This is a genomic window from Flavobacterium galactosi, assembly GCF_048158585.1.
Lineage (GTDB): Bacteria > Bacteroidota > Bacteroidia > Flavobacteriales > Flavobacteriaceae > Flavobacterium > Flavobacterium galactosi.
The window spans coordinates 958,798-980,135 of the sequence record NZ_JBLNKV010000001.1; the positions used below are offsets into that span (position 1 = coordinate 958,798).

18 protein-coding genes, 1 tRNA gene and 1 riboswitch are annotated in these 21,338 nt (G+C 34.5%); of the genes, 4 read left to right on the top strand and 15 right to left on the bottom strand.

Features of this window, described 5'->3' with window-relative positions:
* Positions 1–160: 160 nt before the first annotated feature.
* The 12 genes from ACM55M_RS04105 to rplM all read right to left on the bottom strand — a co-directional run bounded on the left by ACM55M_RS04105 (position 161) and on the right by rplM (position 9,504).
* A complete protein-coding gene (locus ACM55M_RS04105) occupies positions 161–931 on the bottom strand; it encodes a thiazole synthase (protein ID WP_416856241.1) in 771 nt (256 codons plus the stop codon).
* Complete coding sequence (locus ACM55M_RS04110; RefSeq protein ID WP_416856242.1) at positions 918–1,550, bottom strand: thiamine phosphate synthase; 633 nt, start codon at positions 1,548–1,550, stop codon at positions 918–920. Before ACM55M_RS04110 ends, ACM55M_RS04105 begins: the two co-directional genes overlap by 14 nt.
* Positions 1,543–2,298, bottom strand: a complete 756-nt coding sequence (locus ACM55M_RS04115) for a hydroxymethylpyrimidine/phosphomethylpyrimidine kinase (RefSeq protein ID WP_416856243.1) — start codon at positions 2,296–2,298, stop codon at positions 1,543–1,545. Before ACM55M_RS04115 ends, ACM55M_RS04110 begins: the two co-directional genes overlap by 8 nt.
* Entirely contained in the window at positions 2,271–2,870 is a 600-nt protein-coding gene (locus ACM55M_RS04120; RefSeq protein ID WP_416856245.1) for a thiamine phosphate synthase, read from the bottom strand. Before ACM55M_RS04120 ends, ACM55M_RS04115 begins: the two co-directional genes overlap by 28 nt.
* 4 nt (positions 2,871–2,874) lie before the next feature.
* Positions 2,875–4,698: a phosphomethylpyrimidine synthase ThiC gene (thiC, locus tag ACM55M_RS04125; RefSeq protein ID WP_416856247.1), complete on the bottom strand. Its 1,824-nt coding sequence runs from the start codon at positions 4,696–4,698 to the stop codon at positions 2,875–2,877.
* Positions 4,699–4,882: 184 nt separating this feature from the next.
* Entirely contained in the window at positions 4,883–5,089 is a 207-nt protein-coding gene (gene thiS / locus ACM55M_RS04130; RefSeq protein ID WP_416856249.1) for a sulfur carrier protein ThiS, read from the bottom strand.
* 75 nt (positions 5,090–5,164) lie between these two features.
* Positions 5,165–5,260: riboswitch (TPP riboswitch) on the bottom strand.
* Positions 5,261–5,351: 91 nt separating this feature from the next.
* Complete coding sequence (locus ACM55M_RS04135) at positions 5,352–5,912, bottom strand: DNA-3-methyladenine glycosylase I (protein ID WP_416856251.1); 561 nt, start codon at positions 5,910–5,912, stop codon at positions 5,352–5,354.
* 2 nt (positions 5,913–5,914) lie between these two features.
* Entirely contained in the window at positions 5,915–6,568 is a 654-nt protein-coding gene (locus ACM55M_RS04140; protein WP_416856252.1) for a queuosine precursor transporter, read from the bottom strand.
* A gap of 150 nt (positions 6,569–6,718) precedes the next feature.
* A complete protein-coding gene (gene tsf, locus ACM55M_RS04145) occupies positions 6,719–7,543 on the bottom strand; it encodes a translation elongation factor Ts (RefSeq protein WP_416856254.1) in 825 nt (274 codons plus the stop codon).
* 132 nt (positions 7,544–7,675) lie between these two features.
* Positions 7,676–8,488 carry a 30S ribosomal protein S2 gene (gene rpsB / locus ACM55M_RS04150; RefSeq protein WP_416856255.1) on the bottom strand — a complete coding sequence of 271 codons (813 nt, stop codon included), beginning with the start codon at positions 8,486–8,488 and terminating at the stop codon, positions 7,676–7,678.
* A 174-nt stretch (positions 8,489–8,662) separates the two neighbouring features.
* Complete coding sequence (rpsI, locus tag ACM55M_RS04155; protein ID WP_066080508.1) at positions 8,663–9,049, bottom strand: 30S ribosomal protein S9; 387 nt, start codon at positions 9,047–9,049, stop codon at positions 8,663–8,665.
* Positions 9,049–9,504 carry a 50S ribosomal protein L13 gene (rplM, locus tag ACM55M_RS04160; protein ID WP_416842602.1) on the bottom strand — a complete coding sequence of 152 codons (456 nt, stop codon included), beginning with the start codon at positions 9,502–9,504 and terminating at the stop codon, positions 9,049–9,051. Before rplM ends, rpsI begins: the two co-directional genes overlap by 1 nt.
* 344 nt (positions 9,505–9,848) lie before the next feature.
* Here rplM and ACM55M_RS04165 point away from each other — a divergent pair, with 344 nt between their 5' ends.
* On the top strand, positions 9,849–10,874 hold the full coding sequence (locus ACM55M_RS04165) for a LacI family DNA-binding transcriptional regulator (protein WP_416856256.1): 1,026 nt from the start codon (positions 9,849–9,851) through the stop codon (positions 10,872–10,874).
* A gap of 121 nt (positions 10,875–10,995) precedes the next feature.
* Here the strand turns inward: ACM55M_RS04165 and polA are convergent, their stop codons facing one another.
* Entirely contained in the window at positions 10,996–13,836 is a 2,841-nt protein-coding gene (gene polA / locus ACM55M_RS04170; protein ID WP_416856257.1) for a DNA polymerase I, read from the bottom strand.
* 321 nt (positions 13,837–14,157) lie between these two features.
* Between polA and ACM55M_RS04175 the strand changes: the two genes are divergently transcribed.
* Both ACM55M_RS04175 and ACM55M_RS04180 read left to right on the top strand, forming a co-directional pair.
* On the top strand, positions 14,158–15,393 hold the full coding sequence (locus tag ACM55M_RS04175) for a metallophosphoesterase (RefSeq protein WP_416856258.1): 1,236 nt from the start codon (positions 14,158–14,160) through the stop codon (positions 15,391–15,393).
* A 73-nt stretch (positions 15,394–15,466) separates the two neighbouring features.
* The gene (locus tag ACM55M_RS04180; protein WP_143385951.1) at positions 15,467–15,763 is read left to right on the top strand and encodes a thioredoxin family protein; all 297 of its coding nucleotides are present in this window, start codon (positions 15,467–15,469) and stop codon (positions 15,761–15,763) included.
* A 17-nt stretch (positions 15,764–15,780) separates the two neighbouring features.
* Here ACM55M_RS04180 and ACM55M_RS04185 read toward each other — a convergent pair whose 3' ends face one another.
* A complete protein-coding gene (locus tag ACM55M_RS04185; RefSeq protein WP_416856259.1) occupies positions 15,781–16,425 on the bottom strand; it encodes a polysaccharide deacetylase family protein in 645 nt (214 codons plus the stop codon).
* Between the two features lie 83 nt (positions 16,426–16,508).
* Positions 16,509–19,784: a glycosyltransferase family 117 protein gene (locus ACM55M_RS04190; protein WP_416856261.1), complete on the bottom strand. Its 3,276-nt coding sequence runs from the start codon at positions 19,782–19,784 to the stop codon at positions 16,509–16,511.
* A gap of 252 nt (positions 19,785–20,036) precedes the next feature.
* On the opposite strand from ACM55M_RS04190, the gene ACM55M_RS04195 reads away from it, so the two are divergent.
* Positions 20,037–20,107, top strand: a tRNA-Gln gene (locus ACM55M_RS04195).
* Positions 20,108–21,338: the final 1,231 nt, after the last annotated feature.

Sequence of the window (21,338 nt, forward strand, 5' to 3'; positions counted from 1 at the left end):
TGTTTTTTTACCGAAAAAAGAATATGCTGTTTTTTGGCACGCAGATTCTACAGATTTTCGCAGATTTTTTTAACTGTTTATTTTAATTTTCATTTGGATAAATCTGCAATATCTGCGTGCCATTTTTTTAGTAGTTTCTTGTGAGTAGTCTATAAAAAAACTACTCATACAAAAACGCTGTCAAAGGACTTGAAGCCATCGCACGATTTACTTTTTGTGCTAATTGCGCTTCGTAGGCTTTTCGACCTGCAATAACTGCTTCTCTAAAAGCCTCTGCCATCAATATTGGGTTTCCGGCAGCGGCAATGGCTGTGTTTACCAAAACGGCATCGGCCCCAAGTTCCATCGCTTTTGCTGCATCGGATGGTGCGCCAATTCCGGCATCTATAATCACGGGAACTTTGCTCTGTTCAATTATTATCTCTAAAAAATCGATGGTTTTTAATCCTTTGTTACTGCCAATTGGGGAGCCTAAAGGCATCACTGCCGAAGTTCCGGCGTCTTCCAGTCGTTTACATAAAACTGGATCCGCATGGATATATGGCAAAATGATAAATCCTAATTTGGCTAATGCCTCAGTAGCTTTTAAAGTTTCGATTGTATCGGGCATCAAATATTTTGGATCGGGATGAATTTCCAGTTTAAGCCAATTGGTTTCTAATGCCTCGCGAGCTAATTGTGCTGCAAAAATGGCTTCTTTAGCATTTCGAGCGCCAGAAGTATTGGGTAGCAAATTAATTAGCGGATGTTTAAGATGTGATAAAATGGCATCGGTTTCGGTTTCTAAATCCACGCGTTTTAATGCTACGGTTACTAATTCGCTTCCCGAAGCTAAAATGGCTTCTTCCATCTGTTGATTGGAACCGAATTTTCCTGTGCCTAAAAACAAGCGGGATTGAAAGGTTTTGTCTCCTATTTTAAATGGTAACATATAAGTTGTCGTTAAGTTGAGTGATAAGTTGGGATGTGTTTTCGCTTTGTGTAATCAAACCAGAAACGGCAATGCCATAAATTCCAGTTTCCATTAAGCTTTCAACATTTTCCAGTGTGATGCCTCCAATGGCATAAATGGGAATTTGGATGTTTTTTATTTTCATTTGTTCGGTAATCAATCGATACCCTTCAAGTCCTAAAATTGGGCTTAAATTTTGTTTGGTTGCCGTAAATTGAAACGGCCCCAGACCTATATAATCACAGTTTTCGGCTGTTCTTTGGAGCACATCTTCAAAAGTATTTGCAGTTCCTCCAATGATTTTTGTTTTTCCCAAAAGTAGTCGGGCTTCTGCAACATTCATGTCACTCAAACCTAAATGGACTCCATCGGCATCCAATTGTTGTGCTAAATTTACGTTGTCATTGATGATGAAAACTGCTAGATATTCTTTACATAATATTTTTACGGCTTCCGCCAAAGTGAAAACTTCAAGAGCGTTTTGATTTTTGAATCGCACTTGTATCCAATCGCAACCATTATCCAGCGCTTTGTGGATATTATGCAATTGTTCTTCGACTGTATTTCCTTGCGAAATGTATTGTAGTTTATTATACATGGTGGTATCCTAATTTTGTTTGGTTAGATTCTAAGTAAGTTTCTATATATTTTTTGGCATTAATGCAAGCTGTTTTCAGGTCTTGTCCTAAAGCTAAATTTGCCGTAATCGCGGATGATAATACACAGCCGGAACCATGTTTTTCGAAAACCAAAGTGCTATTTGGCGTAAGCCTGAAGATTTCATTTTCCAGATATAAATAATCAATGCCAATCGCTGAAGGATTATGCCCCCCTTTTAGTAAAACGGCGCAATGTTTTGAAAGGGTTACTGCAATTGTTTCTGCATTAATATTTTCAGAAGACAGTTGCGAAATCTCATTGTAATTGGGTGTTATCAAATCTATTTCTTCCAATATCTCAATCAAAATAGCTTGATTTTCGATAGTTATAAAATTGAATTCAGTACTGGATTTTAAAACCGTATCCCAAACTATTTTTGTTTTTGGCGAAAGCTTTTTTACAAGTGAAACAATTTTTTTTAAATAATCCAACGAAGGAATAATTCCAATTTTTACTGCTTTGATAGTATACTTTTGAAGCAATTTGTCCAGTGATTTCAAAACAAAATCTATGTCAGTCCATTGCATTTCGAAGAACTCATTTTCGGTTTGAATGGTGTTGCCAGTATTGACAGCAAAACCATATACATGATGTTGCTCGAATGTTTTCGCATCCGCCAAAACTCCTGCGCCTCCAGAAGGATCAAAGCCTGCAATTGTTAATACGAAAGGTCTGCTTTCTGGCATAGTTTAAAATTTTCTATTGGATTATTACTGTTCCAAATGGTACCTAAAAGTGCCACATCATCAAAGCCATATTCTAATGCGGTTTTGATTTTATCGAATGTGATTCCTCCAAGTGCAATTAATGCTGTTTTGTTATTCTTTCTATTTTCTAATTCTATTGTAAAGTCACTATTCGAAGCGTAATTTGGTTTAGAAATACTTTCGAAAACCGGCCCAAAAAAAGCATAATCAAATACATTGGATAATTTTCTAAAATCAACCATATTGTGGATGGAAGTGGAGAGTTTAAATTCTCGTTCTTTCCATTTTTTCAAACTTTCCTCAGATGTTTCGATTCTTATTTTTTCTGTAAGATGGATTCTGGTAATTCCAAAGTCTTCCGCCAACTGGTGGTGGTGATGTAAAACCAATCGATTATTATATTCCAATCCTATTTCAGATAAATATGTTTTCATATCATCTTCAGAAAAATAAGGTTTTCTGATGTGAAATAACGCTAATCCTTCAGCGAAAAGCGAATGAATGAGTATGATTTCATTCTTTATAGAGGTAGGATTGGAAATAACTATCATTTGTTTAGCTATAAATTTCTTTTCCGCTTTCTACAAATTCTTGTGATTTCTCTTGCATCCCTTTTTCAGCTTCAGCAACATCACGAATTTCCTGAGAGATTTTCATAGAGCAGAATTTGGGTCCACACATGGAACAAAAATGAGCTACTTTTGCACCATCTGCCGGTAATGTTTCATCATGGAATTCACGAGCTGTATCGGGGTCTAATGACAAGTTGAATTGATCTTCCCAACGGAATTCAAAACGTGCTTTGCTCAATGCATTGTCACGGTATTGCGATCCTGGATGACCTTTGGCCAAATCAGCGGCATGAGCCGAAATCTTATACGTGATAACACCATCTTTTACGTCTTTTTTGTTGGGTAAACCAAGGTGTTCTTTTGGTGTCACGTAGCACAACATCGCACAGCCATACCAGCCAATCATTGCCGCACCAATAGCAGAAGTGATGTGGTCATAACCTGGAGCGATATCAGTTGTTAATGGCCCTAAAGTATAAAAAGGAGCTTCGTCACAATGTTCTAATTGTTTGTCCATGTTTTCCTTAATCATGTGCATCGGTACGTGACCAGGACCTTCAATAAATACTTGAACATCGTGTTTCCAAGCTATTTTTGTCAGTTCGCCAAGAGTCTCCAATTCGGCAAATTGAGCGGCATCATTCGCATCGACAATAGAACCAGGGCGTAAACCATCTCCTAATGAAAAGGCTACGTCATACTGTTTCATGATTTCGCAAATCTCCTCGAAATGGGTGTAAAGAAAATTTTCTTTATGGTGAAATAAACACCATTTTGCCATGATAGAACCACCACGGGAAACAATTCCGGTAACACGGTCGGCTGTTAAGTGAATGTAACGCAATAAAACACCGGCATGAATAGTGAAATAGGAAACGCCTTGTTCCGCTTGTTCTATTAAAGTGTCGCGGAATACTTCCCAAGTCAAATCTTCAGCAACTCCATTTACTTTTTCCAAAGCTTGGTAGATAGGCACGGTTCCAATCGGCACGGGAGAATTTCGAATAATCCATTCTCTGGTTTCGTGAATGTTTTTACCTGTTGATAAATCCATAATCGTATCAGCTCCCCAACGGCAAGCCCAAACTGCTTTTTCAACTTCTTCTTCGATAGTTGAAGTTACGGCGCTGTTCCCAATGTTAGCATTAATTTTCACCAAGAAGTTACGTCCCACAATCATCGGTTCGCTTTCGGGGTGGTTGATGTTGTTTGGAATAATGGCACGACCTCTGGCAACTTCGCTGCGGACAAATTCAGGTGTGATCTTGGATTTTGGCGTATTAGCTCCAAAACTGTTTCCGCCGTGTTGGCATTGCATCGCCTTGGTTTGGTCGTTTATCAACTCCAAGCGTTGGTTTTCACGAATGGCGATGTATTCCATTTCGGGCGTGATAATTCCCTGTTTTGCATAATACAATTGAGATACGTTGGCTCCTTTTTTGGCCCGCATGGGTTTGTGCAAATATTCAAAACGCAATTCGTTCAATTTTTCGTCATTCAAACGTTTTTTTCCATATTCGGAAGAGATTTCAGTCAATTCTTCTACGTCATTACGGTCCAGAATCCATTGTTCCCGAATGCGGGGCAATCCTTTTCGAATGTCAATTTCGATATTTGGGTCGGTGAAGGGACCTGAAGTATCGTAAACGGTTACCGGTGGATTTTTTTCTATTCTGCCATTTGACATTTTAGTGTCTGCCAATGCGATTTCACGCATCGCTACTTTTATGGGATGAAGGATTCCGTCTACGTAAATTTTTGTAGAGTTTGGAAAAGGAGTTCTTGAGATTTTTTCTTCGTTATTCATTTGTTTGAATTTTATATTTAGGAGTGTTCGCCTTCTGCTAGGGATAGTAATGGAAAGCCCGTAAAGTGGAAAGCCTAATAAAACAAGGATAAGTGAAGCGACCGTAAGGAAGCTTTGACTAAGACTATGTTTTATAGGATTGCAACTGCGGACTTGAAATGGATAGCCCGCCCGAGCAGCCAAACTATCCTCCTTGAGTTGCAGAGATGATGAGGATATCATCGGTTTCTTGTATAGGATGGGAATTCCAGTTGGATTTTGGAATTACGGTATTGTTGATGGCTACGGCAATTCCGTTTTGTTTTTCGGGAATTTCCAAGTCAAGAAGTACCTGAACAGTTAGACTGTCAAGTGAAAATTGTTTCGTTTGATTGTTGATTTTAAGCTCCATTCCTTTTGAATTTAGTCCCGAAACTTCGGGACAGTTATACTTTAGGAATGGCTACAAGGGTACATAAATGTACTAGGAAGTCATCTTACTTTTCCCTACGCTAGTATGAACTAGATCAGGTTCAGAGGGTAATTCTCAGCCTACAATTTGTAGACACCCCTAAAGTGTGGAGCAAAAATAGGATATTATTTAATAGGTAATTCTTAAATTTGGAAAAAAAATAAAACTTTTCAAACTTGTTTTGTTATTGATTTTTAAAAAGTTACTGTTTTTTCCAGCAATCTGCTACGTGATCGTCGACCATTCCCGTGGCTTGCATGTGCGCATAAACTACCGTAGACCCCACAAATTTAAATCCGCGTTTTTTCAAATCTTTACTGATTGCGTCCGAAAGTGGAGTAGTGGCAGGAACTTCTTTTAGCGACTGTCGATTGTTATTTATTGGTTTTCCACCGGTGAATTCCCAAATGTATTTACTGAAACTACCAAATTCTTCTTGTACTTTCATAAAGGCAACCGCATTTGAAACTGCCGATCTGATTTTTAATTGATTGCGAATGATTCCAGCGTTTTGCAACAATTCCTGAATTTTAGCTTCGGTATAAAGGGCTACTTTTTTATAGTCAAAATCATCAAAAGCTAATCGAAAGTTTTCTCTTTTTTTTAAGATGGTTATCCAACTCAATCCCGCTTGAAAGGTTTCGAGGATTAAAAACTCAAATAATTTTTGATCGTCATAAACCGGAATTCCCCATTCTTCATCATGGTATTTTTCGTAGATAGTAGTCCCAACACTCCATTTACATCTTGATTTGTCTTCCATAATTATTCTGTTTCTTCTGATAAATATTTTTTTATTAAATGGTGTCCTAAATAAATTAACGGAGTCAGTAAAATAGCAATTCCTAATTTGAATGTATATCCGATTATCGCAGAACTTAAAAAAGTGTCAAAGTTTATTTTTCCGGGTAACCAAAATGCAATTCCTAATACAATAAAGGAATCGAATAATTGGGAAACGACTGTAGAACCAGTTGTTCTTAACCATATTTTTCGTTCCCCTGTCCTGTTTTTGAAAAACCAAAATACGCTTACATCAATCAATTGGGAAACTAAAAAAGCGATAATACTACCGGCAATAATCCACATGCTTTGGCCAAATACGGCATAAAATTGAGAGTCATTTACAGGGCTAATTCCTTTTGCAGCGGGAACAAGTAAGGCTAAAAGTAAAATGATAAAAGCATAAGCAATTAAACAAGCCGTAATATAGGATAGCTTTTTTACTCCTTTTTCTCCAAAGTATTCATTGATTAAATCGGTCGTGAGGAAAACTACGGGCCAGGGTAAAATACCAATACTCATAACGAAAGGGCCAACTTGAATCAGTTTTCCACCAATTAATTCGGCTACAACTGCGTTAGTGATAAAGATTCCGGCGAGGATAACGAATACAAACTCTTTTTTGGTTTTAAACATAAAAAACAATTAGTTTTTCAAATTTAGTATTTTAATTTCTTTTTTAGATAATAAAAAAATCCCATCTTGTTTTTACAACAAAATGGGATTTTATATTTGAGTTCAGAAATCTAAAATAAATTCATAGATTCTGAAACAATTCAGAATAAATTATCCTAAAGCAGCTCTTTTGAAACCGGTAACGGTAAGATCTTTATCTAAAGATTTAGCATAAGCAGCAACGCTCATTTTATTATCTTTAATGTAATCTTGGTTTACTAAAGTGTTATCTTTAAAGAAACGAGCCAATTTACCTTTAGCAATATTGTCTAACATTGCTTCTGGTTTTCCTTCTTGACGTAGGATATCTTTAGCAATTTCTATTTCTTTAGCGATAGTTTCAGCGTCAACACCAGTTTCGTCTAATGCGATAGGTGACATAGCTGCAGCTTGCATAGCGATGTTTCTTGATACTTCATCAGCACCATCTATTTTTGCAGATAGACTAACTAAAGTAGCAATTTTGTTCCCAGAGTGGATGTAAGACCCGATGAAAGCACCTTCTAATTTCTCGAAAGTTCTTATTTCCAGTTTTTCACCGATAACTCCAGTTTGCTCGATTAATTTATCAGCAACAGTAACTCCGTTGAAGTCAGCTGCTAAAAATGCTTCTTTATTGTCAAAATTCAATGCTAAATTAGCCATATCAGTAGCCATTTTTACAAAGTTTTCATTCATACCTACGAAGTCAGTCTCACAGTTCAATGTGATTACAACACCAGCAGTTTTGTCAGCATTTACAACAGCAATTGCAGCGCCTTCAGTAGATTCTCTATCCGAACGGTTAGCAGCTACTTTTTGTCCTTTTTTACGTAAGTTTTCGATCGCTAAATCAAAATCTCCGTCTGCTTCAACCAAGGCTTTTTTGCAGTCCATCATACCTGCACCAGTGATTGTTCTTAATTTATTTACGTCTGCAGCAGTAATTGTTGCCATATGTATTATTTTTTAAGGTTAAAAGTAAAAAATTCCAAGTTTTAAATCCAATTTCCAATTTTATTAAATTATCAACTTTAGGTTTCTAATTTTTTATGGAGAGGAATTTAAAACTTGGAATTAAGTGTTAATTTATTCTTCAGTTGCAGTTGGAGCAACTGCTTCAACAGCAGGAGCAACTTCAACAGCAGGAGCTGCTTGCGCTACTTCAGCAGCAGGAGCAACTTCAGCAGTAGCTTCACCTTCTTTGTCAGAACCTCTATCAGAAAGTCCTTCAACAATTGCAGCGGTAACTAAAGATAAAATTTTATCAATTGATTTAGAAGCATCATCGTTAGATGGGATTACGAATTCAACCTCTCTTGGGTCAGAATTGGTATCCACCATGGCGAAAACTGGAATGTTTAATTTTTGAGCTTCTTTTATTGCAATGTGTTCCGCTTTGATATCAACTACGAACAATGCAGCTGGTAGTCTAGACATGTCAGCGATTGAACCTAAGTTTTTCTCTAATTTAGCACGAAGACGATCCACTTGTAAACGCTCTTTTTTAGAAAGGGTCATGAATGTACCATCTTTCTTCATTTTATCAATAGTAGCCATTTTTTTAACAGCTTTACGGATAGTTACGAAGTTAGTTAGCATTCCACCAGGCCATCTTTCAGTGATGTAAGGCATGTTTGCAGCTTTTGCTTTTTCAGCAACGATGTCTTTTGCTTGTTTTTTGGTAGCAACGAATAATATTTTTCTACCTGATGCAGCGATTTTTTTCAAAGCTTCATTCGCTTCTTCAATTTTTGCTGCAGTTTTATATAGATTGATAATGTGAATACCATTACGCTCCATATAAATGTAAGGAGCCATGTTTGGATCCCATTTTCTAGTCATGTGTCCGAAATGAACACCTGCTTCTAGTAATTCTTTTACTTCTACTTTGTTTGCCATTTTGTTCTAGTTTACGTTCTGTTGATTAGCAATGAATAAATGGCGATTTCTCGGCTTTATACATTTAGATGCTAAACTATTTCCTACCTCGGTAGGAGAGCAACAACAACTGTTTTTTTTAATTTCAATAAATAATTGACAATGTCTTGTCCCATTTGAACAAGACAGGTAATATTAACGTTTAGAGAATTGGAATCTCTTACGAGCTTTCTTCTGACCGAATTTCTTACGTTCAACCATTCTTGGATCTCTTGTTAATAAACCTTCTGGTTTCAAGATAGCTCTGTTTTCAGCATTTACTTCACACATAACACGTGCTAATGCCATTCTTACAGCTTCTGCTTGACCAGTTGAACCACCACCGTAAACGTTAACTTTTACGTCAAAGTTGCTTACATTTTCTGTCATAGACATAGGTTGTAAAACTTTGTACTGTAAAGTTGCAGTTGGGAAGTACGTTTCGAATGCTTTTTTGTTTACAGTGATTACTCCTGTTCCTTCTGAAACATAAACACGTGCAACAGCGGTTTTTCTTCTACCGATTTTGTGAATAACTCCCATTACTTAAGATCGTTAAGGTTAACTGTTCTAGGTTTTTGAGCGCCTTGTTTGTGCTCTGATCCTACAACAACATTTAAATTTCTAAAAAGTTCAGCACCAATTTTATTTTTTGGTAACATCCCTTTTATCGCTTTTTCTACTAGTAATGCAGGATTTTTCGATTGCAATACTTTAGCAGTTAAAGTTCTTTGACCTCCTGGGTAACCAGTGTGACGGATGTATGTTTTTTCATCCATTTTGTTACCTGTAAGGTTAATTTTTTCTGAGTTGATAACGATTACGTTATCTCCGCAGTCCACGTGTGGTGTGTAACTTGGTTTGTACTTACCTCTCAAAATCATAGCGACTTTTGAAGCAAGACGACCTAAGTTATGACCATCAGCATCTACAACGATCCACTCTTTTGTAACAGTGGCTTTGCTTGCTGATTGTGTCTTGTAGCTTAATGCGTCCATAATATTTTTTTAATTAAACATTCCATCCCCAATAAAGGGGTTGCAAAAGTACAATTAATTATTTTAAATACAAATACCTTAAATGATTATTTTTCTCTTGTTTTTGTCCTGATAATCAAATGTATATTTAGATTTAATTTAAGACATGTTTTTTTGAATTATACTTATAATAGGTCTTTCAATAATTGTATTACATTTGTTGTCGAATAAAATTTGTATATTACACTTTTGTAAACGCAGTTTTTACATATGAAATAACTATTTTGTTTAAGAAACACAATTGTAAATTTATTTTTAAATTGGCCTGTTTTTTATAATCATTAAAAAGCAATAAATACCGACCTATGAAAGCTAAAGCAACTTTAAAACAAATTGCAAAAGAACTAAATGTCTCTGTTTCCACAGTTTCAAAAGCACTTAATGATAGTCCTGAAATAAGTGAATCAACAAAAATCAAAATCAAAGAATACGCAAAACTAAAAAATTACAAACCAAACGTTATTGGTTTGAATCTTAAAAATAGAAAAACAAAAACTATTGGGGTAATTATTCCTAATATTCTGAATTCATTTTTTGCAAAAGTATTTAGCGGTATTGAAAAAGTTGCTGATGAAAAAGGATATAATGTTATTATGTGTATCTCTAATGAATCATTAGAAAAAGAAGCGCATACCCTTGAAATGTTGAGTAACGGAACAATAGATGGATTTATTTTGTCTGTTTCAGAAGAAGCACAAAAACTTCATGAATACAATCATTTCAAAGAAATTATAAATGACGGTACTCCTATAGTTATGTTTGATAGAATTGCTGATGGGGTAGAATGTGATAAAGTAATTGTGGATGATTTTGATTCGGCTTTAAATTCGACACAGCATTTAATAAATTTAGGCTGTAAGAATATAGCTTTATTTTCCTCTGTAGATAATTTAAGTGTCGGTAAATTAAGAGCTGAGGGGTATCTCAAAGCTTTGGAAAATAACAATATTCCCGTAAATGAAAATTTAATTATTCGAACTGATTCTGAGGCACATTTGAAAGACAAAATTAAGGCTGTTTTTGATAATAATAAGATTGATGGAATATTTGCTTTAGATGAAAATGATTCTGTGGCTGCATTAAAAATTGGTCTTAAAAAAGGGTATAAAATTCCGAAAGAACTTTCTATTATAGGTTTTGCTGACGGGATTCTTGCTTCCCGAAGATTGTCCCCAAGTTTAACTACCGTAAGTCAGCATGGTATAGAAATAGGGGAGGTCGCTGCTAAATTGCTTATCGATAGATTAGAATCAAAAGAAGAAGATTTGCCTTATGAGACCGTTGTAATCAAAACAAAATTGAAAGAAAGAGAGTCAACAAGAAAATTGTAATGTCTTTAAATAAGTTGACAAATCTAAAGAGCCATTCAAAATTTTGAATGGCTTTTTTTATGTCTTTTTACGAATAGTTTTCTATTCAAATATAGGTGTTAGATTTCGAAAACAATAAATCCTAATGCGCTTCCAGCCAATCTTTTCCCGCGCCTAAATCTACATCTAATGGAACATTGAGTTTAAAGGCGTTTTCCATTTCGTATTTTATCAACGCTTGGATTTTTTCAAGTTCAGAATTATGGACATCAAAAACAAGTTCATCATGCACCTGCAACAGCATTTTACTTTTCCAGTTTTCTGATGTTAGTTTTTTATGAATATTAATCATCGCGATTTTGATAATATCGGCAGCACTTCCTTGGATTGGAGCATTTACCGCATTTCTTTCGGAAGCACCACGGACAACAGCATTGGCTGAATTGATGTCTTTCAAATAGCGGCGACGGCCAAGAATGGTTTGCACATATCCATTTTCTCGGGCATATTCAATTTGTTCTTGGATATATGATTTCAGTCTAGGATACGTTTTGTAATAGGCTTCAATCAAAGCAGCACTTTCGGAGCGGGAAAGTGAGGTTTGATTACTCAGTCCAAAAGCTGAAACTCCATAAATAATACCAAAATTCACCGTTTTTGCATGGCTTCTTTGTTCGCGTGTCACTTCTTCCAGCGGTACATTGAACACTTTTGAAGCGGTCGATTTGTGAATGTCTTCGTGATTCTGGAAAGCTTTAATCATGTTTTCTTCTCCGCTTAGTGCGGCAATAATACGCAATTCTATTTGGGAATAATCGGCAGAAACGATAGTGTGATTTTCATCTCTGGCAACAAATGCTTTTCTGATTTGTCGACCACGTTCGGTACGAATCGGAATGTTTTGTAAGTTTGGATTATTGGAACTCAAACGTCCGGTTGCCGCCACAGTTTGCATATAATCAGTATGTATTCGATTCGTGATTTTGTCTACTTGGTTTGGCAAAGCATCAACATAGGTGTTTTGCAGTTTTATTAATTGGCGCCAGTCGAGAATGTCTTTAACAATTGGATTTTCAATAGCTAAATAACTCAAGATTTCTTCACCTGTGGCATATTGTCCGGTTTTGGTTTTCTTTTGTTTGGCTCCGCCAATTTTCAATTTATCGAATAAAACTTCACCCAATTGTTTTGGAGAAGCAAGATTGAATTTCTCGCCCACAGTTTCATAAATGTTTGCTTCTAATATTTTAATGTCATCATCTAATGTTTTTGATAGTGATTTCAAGAAATCTACATCCACACGAATCCCTTCTTTTTCCATATCAGCCAGAACTTTTACCAATGGAATTTCAATCTCATCAAAAAGGGTTTTAGTACTGGTTTTGTCTAATTCCAACGTAAATATTTCTTTGAGTTGCAACGTGACATCAGCATCTTCAACGGCATATTCTTTGATTTCTTCCAGTTCAATATCACGCATTGATTTTTGGTTTTTTCCTTTTTTTCCAATTAAAGCTTCAATGGATTTTGGTGAATATTTTAAATACGTTTCCGCTAAAATATCCATATTGTGACGCATATCTGGATTAATCAGATAATGTGCAATCATGGTGTCAAATAATTTTCCTTCTACTTTAATGTTGTAATTAGAAAGAATTTTCAAATCGTATTTTAAATTCTGTCCAATTTTCTCAATACTTTTATTTTCGAAAAAAGGAATAAATTTTTCGATTAAAGTTTGTGCTTCTTCTTGGTTTTCTGGAAATGGGACATAGAATCCTTTTCCTTTTTCATAGGAGAATGAGATTCCAACCAATTCCGCATGCAAAGCATCTAAACCTGTTGTTTCGGTATCAAAACAAACGGAAGATTGGTTTTGTAAATTTTGTAATAATAATTTCAGTCCTAAATCACCTTTGATAATCTGATAGGAATGTTCGGTATTTTCTAACGAATTGTAATATTGATGACGCGTCTCTTCAGAAGTTTCATCAGGAATAGTACTTCCAAAAAGATCAAATTGTTCTTCGTTTTTGGGTTGTGTCTTTTTATATAATTTTGCCTCATCAACTGGTTTACTAGCCGTTGCAGGTCCGCCTTTTTTAAATATTGCATCAAATTGTTCGGCCATTCTTCGAAATTCTAATTCGTTGAAAAGGGCATCCGTTTTTTCGACATCAGGAGTCGATAATTCGTAATCTGCTTCGTCAAAAACAACAGGGCAGTCTAGTAAAATAGTAGCCAAAGTTTTAGATAATAATCCTTTTTCTTTGTTGGCTTCTATGTTCTCTTTCATTTTTCCCTTTAGCTTGTCAGTATTTGCCAAAAGGTTCTCCATAGTTCCAAATTCTTTCAGTAGTTTCTTAGCGGTAACTTCTCCTACGCCGGGTAATCCTGGAATATTATCGGCAGCATCGCCCATCATTCCAAGAAAATCAATCACTTGCTCCGGTCTTTCAATTTCGAATTTTTCCAAAACTTCAGGAATTCCCCAAATTTCAATTCCATTACCCATTCGAGCAGGTTTATACATGAAAATATTTTCGGAAACTAGTTGTGCAAAATCCTTATCTGGTGTAACCATAAAGACTTTGTAATTCTGTTTTTCGGCTTGTTTAGCAATGGTTCCAATTAAATCATCAGCTTCATAACCTTTGACTTCTATGATGGGGATATGCATCGCTTTAAGTAATTCCTGTATATAGGGAATGGCAATTTTTATAGCTTCGGGAGTTGCGTCACGATGGGCTTTATACTCGGGGAATATGTCGTTTCTTAATTGACTTCCGCCATTGTCAAAAGCAACCGCTAAATGATCAGGTTTCTCTCTTTTTATAACGTCCATCAAAGAATTCATGAATCCCATAATGGCTGACGTATCCATTCCTTTAGAATTTATTCGCGGATTCTTTATAAAAGCATAATAACCACGAAAGATTAAAGCATAAGCATCGAGAAGGAACAGGCGTTTTTGTTGTGACATAATGGTGATTTTGTAAAGTTTTCAAAAGTACAAAACTTGATAGATAAAGAAGATACTGTTTTGAATATTTCTTGTAATTCATGTGAGAATTGTCTTTTTGAAATGTGAAATTGTTGTAAAAAAAATACTTAATACAAAATTTATTTGAAAGCTTAGATTAATGAATTTTTTTTTAACATCCTTTAGCTATTCGTATATTCAGCACTCTTTAATTAAAAAAGAGGATTGTTGCAATAGATTTGGTGTAATTTTAGTTAAATTTTGATTAATAAAAACTAAAAGTATTTTCTTAATTTGTTATTTTGTATAAAATATTATAAAATGATTCTTCGCATATTGTTGTTATGTTTTGTATTTCTTATTATCGAGCTTTATGCATTTCAAGCATTACGAACCTTAATAAAGGGGAAATGGATTTTGGCCTCTTACCAGATTATTAGTTTTTTACTTTTAGTATTCATTATTTATTCTTTCATGCAGTTTGACCGTTCTGTCGGACAAACCAAGATGACTATGTTTACAATGGGTTTGGTGCTATTGGTTTATGTTCCAAAAATGGTTTTAGCTCTTGTTTTGCTTGGGGAAGATATTTTTAGAGTTGGAGCGGGATCAGTAAATTATTTTATTCAGAATAATGACAATGTAACTTTTTTAGCCTCAAGAAGGAAATTCATAAGTCAGGTTGGATTAGGATTGGCTGCAGTTCCTTTTTTATCTTTAATATATGGCGTGACGGTTGGGAAATATAATTATAAAGTTATCAAACAACGAATCTTTTTTCCTGATTTGCCTGATGCTTTCGATGGTTTTACGATTACTCAAATTTCTGATGTCCATAGCGGAAGTTTTGATAATCCAGAAAAAATAAATTATGCAATAGATTTAGTAAATGAGCAAAATTCGGATATGATTTTGTTTACCGGAGATATTGTAAATACGGATGCCAAAGAAATGCATCCTTGGATAGAAAGTTTCAACCGTATAAAAAAACACCAGTATGGTAAATATTCTGTTTTAGGGAATCACGATTATGGTGAATATGTAACATGGCCGACGGAGGCAGCTAAAGAGAAAAATTTTGAAGATATAAAAAATCTATACGGGCAAATTGGTTTCAAATTAATGTTGAATGAGCATACTTTTATCGAAAAAGGGAATGATAAAATAGCATTAATTGGGGTAGAGAATTGGGGACAAAACTTTAAAAAAGCAGGAGATATTAACAAAGCGTCGCAGCATGTAAATAAAGAGGATTTCAAAATCCTGATGAGTCACGATCCGTCACATTGGGATTATGAAGTGCAACATCACGAGAAGAATTTTCATCTTACCTTATCCGGACATACACATGGAATGCAATTTGGTATAGAAATTCCAGGTTATTTTAAATGGAGTTTGGCACAATACGTCTATAAACAATGGGCTGGTTTATATGAAAATGTAGGTCGGTATGTATATGTGAATAGAGGATTTGGCTTTCATGCCTATCCTGGAAGAGTAGGAATAATGCCTGAAATTACAGTCATCGAACTAAAAAAAGGCAAGGATGTGGCTTAATTCGTTTAAAATGTTACATTTGTATAATAATTATCTTTTTTTAGTAAATTTAGAAAATTAAATTTTTGGTTTTATGTCAAAATTTGGAGAACTTATAAACACACAAATACCTGTGTTGATTGACTTTTATACGGATTGGAACGAATCTTCAGTTTCAATGCATCCTGTTATTAGAGATGTAGCGGCTGCTCTTGGCGATAAAGCAAAAGTAATAAAAATAGATGTTGATAAAAATCAGGAACTAGCTGAAGCTTTACGAATAAAAGGTCTTCCTACTCTAATGATTTACAAAGAGGGTTTAATGATCTGGAGGCAATCCGGTGAGTTAGATGCTAATACTATTATTAGCATTGTTCAAGAACAATTGTAGTAGAATCAATTTGTTTTTTATAGTATAGTATCACAAATAAAATTATTTTTTTTTAGATAAGCTAACGTTCTTGGAAGTACATATTCTAAGTTTTTGAAGGCCTTTATACTGTCATGAAAAACAATTACGCTTCCTGATTCTATATTTGATAGTACGTTTTCTAAACAATCTTCCTTAGGTAGGTTTTGATCAAAATCTGCGCTTAATACATCCCACATTATTATTTTGTAGCCTAATTTTCGTATTTTTTTAGCTTGAGTTGTTTTTATTTTTCCATAAGGCGGTCGGAAGAGTTTAGATTTTAAGTTAATCCCAGATTGCTGAATGATTTCTTCATATCGTTTGAAATTGTCTAAATAGGCGTCAGTTGTAGTTTTCCAGCCATTTAGGTGATTGAATGTGTGATTTCCTATCGCATGATGGCCTTCGTTAATTACTTTTGTGAATATTTCGGGATGTTTGTCAATATTATCTCCGATGCAGAAAAAAGTAGCTTTTACATCGTGTTTTTTTAATTGTTCCAAAACCCATTCTGTGATTTCCGGAATTGGTCCGTCATCAAAGGTGAGGTACACTTTGTTTTCAGTATTAGGAATATCCCAAATGAATTTTGAGAATATTTTTTTTATAATCCAATTCGTTTTTATCCAATAAAAATTCATTTGTTTTTATTTTTAAAGTAAAAAAAATAGCGACATTTTTCAATATCGCTATAGTTTCTAATTATCAAATTCTCTAACTAAATTTACTCTTTTTCGCGACCAAAACGCTCGAACATTTTAATATACGTATTAAAAATCACTTTGTTTTTATTGTAAAAAGCGGAATCTCCACTTTCTTTCATTACATGAAGCAAACCTCTGTAGCGTTCAATATCTGTTATTATATCCATAGCTATATCAGTTTGATCTACCGCATTGAGATTAATATAATAATTTAGATTTTCTTTGTATTTTGTCATTAATTTTTCAAGAAGCTCCTGAGCTTTTGCTTTTTCTCCAATGGCATAATATCCTTTAGCAAATGGTTCAACCAGAGAATAATAACCAAATTTATCCAAAGGCATTTTTGTCATGGCTAAATTAATAATGTTTTTAGCCTTGTCTTTCTTTTCTTCAGCAATTAACTGGGTCATTAATCGAGCAAGATTCATTCTATATGTAATACTATTTTTTCTAGTTTCAGGGTCATGATAAATGGTTGGACTTTCGCTATTTCCCCAATCCCACTTCATAACGTTAGCGTACATTTTATCAGCATCAATCTGTCCCATTTCCATTTGGTTGTCATCTTTTCCCATTTTAGTTTTTAAAGGAACTAGTTTATAAACCATTCCGTCTAATTGAAGATAGTCTTTCATCCACAAATAATCTTCGTTGTCAAACGCACCACCGCTAAAGTAAATAGGCCTTTTCCAGTTGTTATTAGCAACAATATCAAGCATCATTAATCTATTCTTGTATAATGCATTTCCTTTGATATCTATGTCAATGTAAGGAACAATAGAGTCGTTATATTTAGCGGAAACAACTTTGTTTTTGATGATAACATTTTTGTCAACAGGAATTCTAAGTTTATTTGTTGGATAAAAATGAATGGTTTGTCCATTTTGCATCTCAACAGTAGATTTTGGGTTTTTAATAAAACTGATGAAGTCTTTTACTTCCCATCTGCTTTCTACTTTTGGGATATGAGCTACATAATCCAGTTTGTCTCCCACATATTCATCATGTATAAATGAAATAGGCAATGGATCTGATTCGTATGTTTTAGTTTTCATTTGATCGATATACCAATCGGTCATGAAAAGACTAGTGTTTACAATTTTCACATCGGTTCTTATTTTTTCAATTTCCTGTGCATACCATAGTGGGAAAGTATCATTATCACCAATGGTAAATAGTATTGCATTCGGATCACAAGAAGTAAGGTATGCTTTTGCCATTGCAACAGCAGTATGTCTATTAGAGCGATCATGATCATCCCAGTTTTGAGAAGCCATCAACACTGGAGCGGCCAGTAAACTTGCTGCTATAATTATTGGTCCGGCTATTTTAGGAGCCAAATATTTCTGGAGACTTTCATAGAGTGAATAAACTCCAATTCCTATCCAGATTGCAAAAACATAGAAGGAACCCACTAAAGCATAATCTCTTTCACGAGGTTCAAACGGTCTTTCATTTAAGTAAATTTTCAATGCCAAGCCGGTAAATAAAAATAAGGCTAATAATACATAGAAGCTCTTTAAATCTTTATTAGCATGATACATTAAACCAATAAGTCCAAGTATAAACGGTATAAAAAAATACACATTTCGGCCTTTATTATTCAATACATCCGATGGTAAATTATCTTGTGAACCTAAATGCAGGTTGTCAACAAATTTTATTCCGCTAATCCAATTGCCGTCTAAATTATCGTATCTTCCTTGAACATCACTTTGACGTCCAACAAAATTCCACATTAAATACCTCCAATACATATAGCCAAATTGGTACTCGAACATGAACCTGAAATTGTCAACAGTGCTTGGTTTTTCTATGATTAAGTAATCTCCATAGCTTTTTAAGAAAGAAACATAACCTCCATTGTCTATTTGTTTTTGAGCATATGCTTGTCTAAATTCATGGACTGTTTTTTCGACTTCATTTTTCAATTGCGCGATGGCTTTGTTGTATTCTTCTTCAGTTAATTTACTTGGATCAATACCATATTTTGCTAAATCATCCTCGTAAGGATAATCTGGATTGATTTTAAACTCTGGAGGGTTTGAGAAATTCATGTAATTTTCTACGTGCTCGGTACTCCACATTCTGGGCAAAATAGTTTTTTGATTGTCATCACTATTTTGTTCGGCATTTTTAAAATTATTTGTGATAATGTATTTGTCTGTTTTATAATCTCTTTCGTAGTTTGGAGCTTTGTCTAAGTAAGGATGGTCCTTGTCTAAACCAGCAAAGGTTTCAGTATATTGAGAGCCATAAAACAAAGGATTAACGCCGTATTGTTCCCTGTTATAATAAGCAAGAACTTCAGCCGCATCCGAAGGTTTATTTTCGTTAATTACGGTATTTGCATTTGCTCTAATAGGTAACATCATCCAAGTGGAGAAACCAATTAAAATAAACAAGATACACAGGATTATGGTATTGTAGAACACCAAACCTTTTTGTTTAGTGTATTTTAAACCAAAGTAAAAGAACGCAATGAATAGGAGTCCAACAAAAATACTTCCAGAATTAAATGGCATCCCTAATTCATTGACCATGAAAACCTCTGTATTTGCAAAGAAAGCCATAGTTAATGGCAGTAATAATTTGAATATGAAAAGTAAAACGGCAATAACGACAACATTTGCAATGATGAAATTTTTGACGGTGACCACTTTATGATGTTTGAAAAAATAAAGAAAACCAATGGCGGGGATTGTTAATAAAGCCATGAAATGAACTCCAAACGAAAGTCCAATCACAAGTGAAATGATTAATAACCATTTATTTCCTCTGGGGGTTTCCATGTCTTGTTCCCAACGTAAACCTAACCAAAATAACAACGCAATCAATAGAGAAGCCATTGCGTAAACTTCAGCTTCTACGGCATTGAACCAAAAACTATCGGAAAAAGTATAAGCTAAAGCACCTACAAAAGCACTACCTAAAACAGCTATGTCATTGTTTTTGTCATTTTCAGAAAATCGAGAAATTAGTTTTTTTAGGATCATTGTGGATGACCAATAGATAAATAGTATCGTAAAGGCACTTGAGAAAACTGACATCATATTTACCATTAATGCAATATGTTTATCATCTGAAGCAAACATTGCAAAAAAGGCACCAATCATTTGAAACAAAGGTGCTCCAGGCGGGTGTCCTACTTCTAATTTTGCAGCTGTGGCAATATATTCTCCACAATCCCAGAAACTCATTGTGGGTTCAACGGTGAGTGTGTATGTCACTAATGCGATTCCAAATGTAAACCAACCTGTAATCGTATTCCATTTATTGAAATTGAATGTTGCCATATTTCAGTGCTAAATTGTAGTTAAATTTTGAGTTGCAAAGAAAATGTTTTTTTATGTAACGATACAGGCATTAACAAAATTTTCTAAAAAACAAATCTAGAAAACTAATAGATTGGTTTCTAGCGTTTTTGAAAAGTTTACAGGCTGTTTGTGATCTAAAGGGAAATTATTTTCAATAAAAAGCGATAAAAAATTTGTGCAAATTAAAATTTGTTCTAAATTTGCACTCGCTAAGCAATAGCAAAGCAATGCTGGTCTATGGTGTAATGGTAACACAACTGTTTTTGGTGCAGTCGTTCAAGGTTCGAGTCCTTGTAGACCAACTGGTAATTTGGGAAAACCCCGTAAACATTGAGTTTACGGGGTTTCTTTTTTTGGTGCGTAGTAAAATACGTAGTAATTATCTTTTTAGCTATTTTTAATTTCAACTTGACTCTGCGGAATTATAGTAGTAACTTTGTATATCTTCGAAAATGAGCTGTTAGGTGTCGATAGCGTAAAATTATTTTCTTAGTGGAGGCTTAGACCTATTACGGAACACCGAGACCACACTTTAATTATAAGTGCAAAAAGAAATTCTCACTTCAAGAGATGTTATGGCGATGTTAAACATTTGCGAAAACACCTTACTAAAGATGGAGAGCGAAGGAACAATAGTTATAGATTTTAGAATCTCTAACAGAAAACGTTATTATTTAAAAAGCGTTTTGGGTTCTTTAAAAAAGCTCGAAGTCAAAAATCAAAATTAAATTTTTAGGAAAATAACAATCAGTAATTTTTATTGATTGGGTTTTTCCGTGTCCTAATGTTTTTAGGATTTGTAAACTATAAACTGGTCGTTTATGGTTGTAAAATAAATATTTTATGTCCGAAGGAACTTTTGAGCCTTTTTGAGATATTTATTATTAAATAATATATCCAAAGGGAATTAAAGCGATTCCCTAATAGATATGATGCGTTTAATCAATAACAGAAATGCAACAAAATGAATACTTAACAGTAAAAGAAATTAGCATCAAATATGACATGGGTGCTAGAAATGTTAGAAAAATAATTAGCAAACTAACAGAGAGTTGTAGCGAAACTACACTTTACAAAAATAAAAATGGTGAATGGCAAGTACATCATTTGCTTGTACCGAAGTTCAAACCACAACGAACTAGAAAGAACAAATACTATGCACTAAGCATTGACCCATGTACTGATTATTCGGAAGCTGACATTGATATAGTGATGAGGTTTGCCTATCAGCAAATGGGGAGTGATATACTAGAAATTAATTATGTGGTGGAGCAAAAGAAAAGTAATAACCGTAATCACTTACATTGTTTCGTCAAATGCTCAAACAAGAAAAGACTACTCGATTGCTTTAAACTTGGATTTAGTAGAATAAGTTATCACGAAAGCGTGATTTTTGACCTAAATGGTTGGAAGGACTGGAAAAACCGGTCAAATTGACCACCACTTTCCAGTGTAAATTGACCACCAGTTCCGGAGCAAACTGACCACCATTTTCCAATTCAAATTGACCACCTAATTTCGGGGTAAATTGAT

Coding starts and splice junctions, on each gene's coding strand:
- ACM55M_RS04105 (WP_416856241.1), bottom strand. CDS start 931: ATGTTACCATTTAAAATAGGAGACAAAACCTTTCAATCCCGCTTGTTT.
- ACM55M_RS04110 (WP_416856242.1), bottom strand. CDS start 1,550: ATGTATAATAAACTACAATACATTTCGCAAGGAAATACAGTCGAAGAA.
- ACM55M_RS04115 (WP_416856243.1), bottom strand. CDS start 2,298: ATGCCAGAAAGCAGACCTTTCGTATTAACAATTGCAGGCTTTGATCCT.
- ACM55M_RS04120 (WP_416856245.1), bottom strand. CDS start 2,870: ATGATAGTTATTTCCAATCCTACCTCTATAAAGAATGAAATCATACTC.
- thiC (WP_416856247.1), bottom strand. CDS start 4,698: ATGAATAACGAAGAAAAAATCTCAAGAACTCCTTTTCCAAACTCTACA.
- thiS (WP_416856249.1), bottom strand. CDS start 5,089: ATGGAGCTTAAAATCAACAATCAAACGAAACAATTTTCACTTGACAGT.
- ACM55M_RS04135 (WP_416856251.1), bottom strand. CDS start 5,912: ATGGAAGACAAATCAAGATGTAAATGGAGTGTTGGGACTACTATCTAC.
- ACM55M_RS04140 (WP_416856252.1), bottom strand. CDS start 6,568: ATGTTTAAAACCAAAAAAGAGTTTGTATTCGTTATCCTCGCCGGAATC.
- tsf (WP_416856254.1), bottom strand. CDS start 7,543: ATGGCAACAATTACTGCTGCAGACGTAAATAAATTAAGAACAATCACT.
- rpsB (WP_416856255.1), bottom strand. CDS start 8,488: ATGGCAAACAAAGTAGAAGTAAAAGAATTACTAGAAGCAGGTGTTCAT.
- rpsI (WP_066080508.1), bottom strand. CDS start 9,049: ATGGGAGTTATTCACAAAATCGGTAGAAGAAAAACCGCTGTTGCACGT.
- rplM (WP_416842602.1), bottom strand. CDS start 9,504: ATGGACGCATTAAGCTACAAGACACAATCAGCAAGCAAAGCCACTGTT.
- ACM55M_RS04165 (WP_416856256.1), top strand. CDS start 9,849: ATGAAAGCTAAAGCAACTTTAAAACAAATTGCAAAAGAACTAAATGTC.
- polA (WP_416856257.1), bottom strand. CDS start 13,836: ATGTCACAACAAAAACGCCTGTTCCTTCTCGATGCTTATGCTTTAATC.
- ACM55M_RS04175 (WP_416856258.1), top strand. CDS start 14,158: ATGATTCTTCGCATATTGTTGTTATGTTTTGTATTTCTTATTATCGAG.
- ACM55M_RS04180 (WP_143385951.1), top strand. CDS start 15,467: ATGTCAAAATTTGGAGAACTTATAAACACACAAATACCTGTGTTGATT.
- ACM55M_RS04185 (WP_416856259.1), bottom strand. CDS start 16,425: ATGAATTTTTATTGGATAAAAACGAATTGGATTATAAAAAAAATATTC.
- ACM55M_RS04190 (WP_416856261.1), bottom strand. CDS start 19,784: ATGGCAACATTCAATTTCAATAAATGGAATACGATTACAGGTTGGTTT.